Consider the following 4808-nt stretch of genomic DNA (forward strand, 5'->3'; position numbering starts at 1 on the left):
GGTTCAGAGTCTTCAGCGTGTCGCCGGCCGCCTCCAGTTCGTCCGCCCCAAGACCGCTGACTCGGAACGCACGGTGCCCCGTGGTCGGCCTGGCGGCCGGGGTGCCGTGCGTGCTGTCGGTGGCGCTGTACGGCCGGTTGCCGCTCTGGGGAACGATCCCGGTCAGCGTGCTGGGCTGGCTGGTGGCGGTGTCGGCGACCCTGTTCAGGTCGCAGGCCTGGCTCGGGTTCCTGCCCGGCCCGGCCGCCGTGCGCGCGGCGCTGCTCGGCGTGCGCGACGCCATCACGTACGAGGGGCAGGCCGCGATCGAGCTGGAGCGGCTCGCCGACCCCGCCGAGCGCGGCGGCTACCCGGCGGCCGTCTCGCGCGACGGCGGCGTGCTGGTGGTGGCCGGCTCGGACCTGGTACGGGCCGCCATGGCGGATCTGGCCGCGGGCGTCGGCGTGCCGGTCATCTCCGCCCGCTTCCACAACGGCGTGAGCGATCTCATCGTGCGCTGCTGCCGGATGCTGCGCGACGGGACGGGACTGACGACGGTCGCGCTGTCCGGCGGTGTCTTCCAGAACGTGCTGCTGCTGCGGCGCACGGTGGACCGGCTGGGCGGGGCCGGGTTCCGGGTGCTCACCCACTCCGGCGTGCCGGCCAACGACGGCGGCATCAGCCTCGGCCAGGTGGCCGTCGCCGCTGCCAGGGACCGGCTCGGCCCAGTCAGTCCATAGGTCAGTCCATAGGTCAGTCCATAGGGCTATCCGGCACGTCCTGGTGAGGCCACGGGGAGGCGCCGACCACGACCCCGTACAGCAGGTGGTCGGCCAGCAGCGCCAGGCGCTCCAACGTGGTGCGGGGATGGCGCGGCAGGCCGAGGGCGGGCGCGATGGCAGCCTCGAAGGCGAGCCAGAACGCCACGCCGTAGGCCGGTCCGGCCCAGGCGCGGCGGCGCAGCCCGTGCGGCAGCAGCCCGTACAGCGCCCCTCCGGCTGTGCCGTACCCCCAATGGGCCAGCTCTACCATCGCGGGCCGACGCCGGTGGTGGACCCGGCGGAACAACCGCGGGACGGTGCGCTCCAGCACGGCCTCGGGCGGCACCTTCGCCACGAGGCCGATCGCCGTCGTGAACTGCCGCAATCCGGACATCGCCATGGAGCCGATCGCTCCCCGCGCGGCGGCCCGCACGAGGGCCTGCGCAGGCCGGGTCGAGACGCGTTGGCGCAGCTCATCGCGGGTTCCGGTACGGGTCGGCAGGGTCTGCGTCATGGTTTACAACCTCCGTCATCACGGTATGTCCGCTACGTAGAGTCTCAGGTCGGATACCAAGTGATATGGGGGCCTAAACCTCTACGCGGGCCAAGAAGGGGGCTTGGGCCATGACAACCACACAAACACCGAAAGCTCTGGACGAGGTGCACATCCTGTGGACCTCGGAGGGCATGAGCTGCGACGGCGACACGGTCTCGGTGACCGCCGCCACGCTGCCGAGCCTGGAGGACGTCCTGCTCGGGCTCGTGCCGGGACTGCCCAAGGTGCACCTGCACAACAAGGTGCTGGCCGCGGAGACGGGCGACGCCTTCATGGCCCCGTTCCACCGGGCCCACGAGGGCGAGCTCGGCCCGTTCATCTTCGTGGTCGAGGGTTCCATCCCGAACGAGAAGATCAACGGCGACGGCTACTGGACGTCGATGGGCAACGACCCGGCCACCGGCCAGCCCATCACGGTGAACCAGTGGATCGACCGGCTCGCGCCCAAGGCCTGGGCCGTGGTCGCGATCGGCACCTGCGCGGCGTACGGCGGCATCCACGCCATGGCCGGCAACCCGACCGGATGCATGGGGCTGGCCGACTACCTGGGCCGTGACTTCCGCTCCGCGGGCGGGCTGCCCATCGTCAACGTGCCCGGCTGTCCCGTCCAGCCGGACAACTTCACCGAGACGCTGACCTGGCTGCTGTACCAGGCTGCGGGCATGGCGCCGACGATCCCGCTCGACGACATGCTGCGCCCCACCTGGCTGTTCGGCAAGACCGTGCACGAGGGCTGCGACCGGGCCGGCTACTACGAGCAGGGCGACTTCGCCCTCGACTACAACTCCCCCAAGTGCCTCGTGCGCGTCGGCTGCTGGGGGCCGGTGGTCAACTGCAACGTCACCAAGCGCGGCTGGATGGACGGCGTCGGCGGCTGCCCGAACGTGGGCGGCATCTGCATCGCCTGCACCATGCCCGGCTTCCCCGACAAGTTCATGCCCTTCATGGACGAGCCTCCGGGAGCGTCCGTCTCGGTCGCGATGAGCGGCGCGTACGGCGCGATGATCCGCAGGCTTCGCGCGATCACGAACAAGGCAGCGAACAAGGAGCCGAAGTGGCGCCACAACCGCCGCCGGCTGACGAGCGGGTTCGACCCGCGCTGGGGAAACGGCTGAGAGGGAGAGCGGCGAGGTGGCCATCCGTACGGCAGGTGAGAAGGAGCTCAAGGGCGAGCCCCGCGAGCTGGTGGAGATGTCCTGGGACCCGATCACCAGGATCATCGGGAACCTGGGCATCTACACGAAGATCGATTTCAAGAACCGCGAGGTCGTCGAGTGCAAGAGCACCTCGTCGCTGTTCCGCGGCTACAGCGTGTTCATGAGGGGCAAGGACCCGCGCGACGCCCACTTCATCACCAGCCGCATCTGCGGCATCTGCGGTGACAACCACGCGGTCTGCTCGATCTACGCGCAGAACATGGCGTACGGCATCAAGCCCCCTCCACTCGGTGAGTGGATCATCAACCTGGGCGAAGCCGCCGAGTACATGTTCGACCACACGCTCTTCCAGGACAACCTCGTCTTCGTCGACTACTGCGAGCAGATGGTCAAGGAGACGAACCCGAGCCTGCTGCGCCGGGCCGAGACGACCCAGGCGCCCAACTCCGCGATCCACGGCTACCGGACGATCGCCGACATCATGCGCGCGTGCAACCCGTTCACCGGTGACCTGTACCGCGAGGCGCTGCAGGTGAGCCGGGTCACCAGGGAGATGTGCTGCCTGATGGAGGGCCGGCACGTGCACCCGTCCACGCTGTACCCCGGCGGCGTGGGCACGGTGGCCACCCCTCAGGTGTTCACCGACTACATGGTGCGGCTGCTGCGGGTCCTCGACTTCGTCAAGCGGTCCGTCCCGATGAACGACGACCTCTTCGACTTCTTCTACGAGGCCATGCCCGGCTACGAGGAGGTCGGCCGCCGGCGCGTGATGCTCGGCTGCTGGGGCGCGTTCCAGGACCCGGCGGTGGTCGACTACGACTACCGGAACATGAACGGCTGGGGCCGCCGGATGTTCGTCACGCCGGGCATCGTGGTGGACAACGAGCTGGTCACGACGAACCTGGTGGACATCAACCTCGGCATCAGAATCCTGCTGGGCAGCTCGTACTATGACGACTGGCAGGCCGAGGAGACGTTCGTCACCCACGACCCGCTGGGCAACCCGGTGGACCAGCGCCACCCGTGGAACCAGACGACCCTGCCCAAGCCGCAGAAGCGCGACCTGGAGAACGGCAACTACAGCTGGGTGATGAGCCCGCGCTGGTACGACCAGCGCACCGGCGACCACCTGGCGCTCGACACCGGCGGCGGCCCGCTGGCCCGGCTGTGGACCACGGCGCTGGCCGGCCTCGTCGACACCGGCACGGTGCGGGCCACCGGCCAGAGCGTCGAGATCAACCTGCCCAAGAGCGCCGCCTTCCCGGAGACGCGGCTGGAGTGGAAGATCCCGCGCTGGGCGAACACCATCGAGCGCAACCGCGCCCGCGTCTACTTCGTGGCGTACGCGGCGGCGATGGCCGTCCACTTCTACGAGCAGGCGATGGGCGAGGTCAGAGCCGGGCGCACGCAGGTGTTCACCGACTTCGAGGTGCCGGACGAGGCGATCGGCTGCGGCTTCCACGAGGCGGTGCGCGGCGTGCTGTCGCACCACGTGGTGATCCGCGACGGGAAGATCGCCAACTACCACCCGTACCCGCCGACGCCGTGGAACGCCAGCCCGCGCGACAAGTACGGCACGCCGGGCCCGTACGAGGACGCGGTGCAGGGCCTGCCGATCTTCGAGGAGAACGGCGCCGACTCGTTCAAGGGCATCGACATCATGCGTACCGTGCGCAGCTTCGACCCGTGCCTGCCCTGCGGGGTGCACATGTACCTGGGCGACGGCAAGGTGCTCAAGCAGGTGCACTCGCCCACGTTCGGCGCGAGCGTCTCCGGCTGATGAACGAGCGCGTCCGCAGGATCGAATCCCTGCTCGACAAGGCCGACGCGGCCGCCACGGAGCTCGTCGCGGAGGTGCTCGGCCTGTACGGCGAGGGCCTGGCCCGGGTCATGGCACTCGTGGGCGACGAGGCGGCGGCCCGCCTGGGCGCCGACGAGCTGGTCTCGCCCCTGCTCCTGCTGCACGATCTGCACCCGCTGGACACCCGGACCCGGGTGGAGCAGGCGCTGGCCGGCGCCGCCGACCTGCTCTCCGTCGAGGGCGACCTGGTACGGCTGCGCTTCCGCCCGACCGGCTGCCGCTCCTCGGCGGCCGGGGCGGCCTCGGCCCTCCGGGACGCGGTGCGCGAGGCGGCCCCGGAGATCGAGCGGGTCGAGATCGAGGTCGCGGACGCGGCCCTGATCCCGGTCGAGAGCCTGACCGTCCGCCCCGCCTCGCGGGCCCCGGTGCCATGACGGGCCTGCTGCGCCGGCTCGCCGCGATCAGCCTGATCGGCCTCGGCGTCACCGCCATCCTGCAGGTGGTGATCGTCGCGATCAGCGGATCGGTGGCCCTGCTCGCCGACACCGTCCACA

General features: G+C 70.2%; 5 protein-coding genes. 4 read left to right on the forward strand and 1 reads right to left on the reverse strand.

Annotated elements, in window-relative coordinates; translation table 11 throughout:
• Positions 1-80: 80 nt before the first annotated feature.
• Complete coding sequence (locus tag ACWDX9_RS60180) at positions 81-719, forward strand: Kae1-like domain-containing protein (protein WP_449972861.1); 639 nt, start codon at positions 81-83, stop codon at positions 717-719.
• Between the two features lie 13 nt (positions 720-732).
• Here ACWDX9_RS60180 and ACWDX9_RS60185 read toward each other — a convergent pair whose 3' ends face one another.
• Entirely contained in the window at positions 733-1254 is a 522-nt protein-coding gene (locus tag ACWDX9_RS60185; protein WP_449972863.1) for a hypothetical protein, read from the reverse strand.
• A gap of 110 nt (positions 1255-1364) precedes the next feature.
• Between ACWDX9_RS60185 and ACWDX9_RS60190 the strand changes: the two genes are divergently transcribed.
• The 3 genes from ACWDX9_RS60190 to ACWDX9_RS60200 are packed head-to-tail and all read left to right on the forward strand — an operon-like array spanning position 1365 to position 4688.
• A complete protein-coding gene (locus ACWDX9_RS60190; protein ID WP_350737770.1) occupies positions 1365-2411 on the forward strand; it encodes an NADH-quinone oxidoreductase subunit B family protein in 1047 nt (348 codons plus the stop codon).
• 16 nt (positions 2412-2427) lie between these two features.
• Positions 2428-4233, forward strand: a complete 1806-nt coding sequence (locus ACWDX9_RS60195) for a nickel-dependent hydrogenase large subunit (RefSeq protein ID WP_449972865.1) — start codon at positions 2428-2430, stop codon at positions 4231-4233.
• Positions 4233-4688, forward strand: coding sequence for a hypothetical protein (locus ACWDX9_RS60200; protein WP_449972867.1), 456 nt, complete (start codon positions 4233-4235; stop codon positions 4686-4688). Before ACWDX9_RS60195 ends, ACWDX9_RS60200 begins: the two co-directional genes overlap by 1 nt.
• The last annotated feature ends 120 nt before the right edge of the window (positions 4689-4808 follow it).

This window comes from Nonomuraea sp. NPDC003201, from assembly GCF_053590415.1.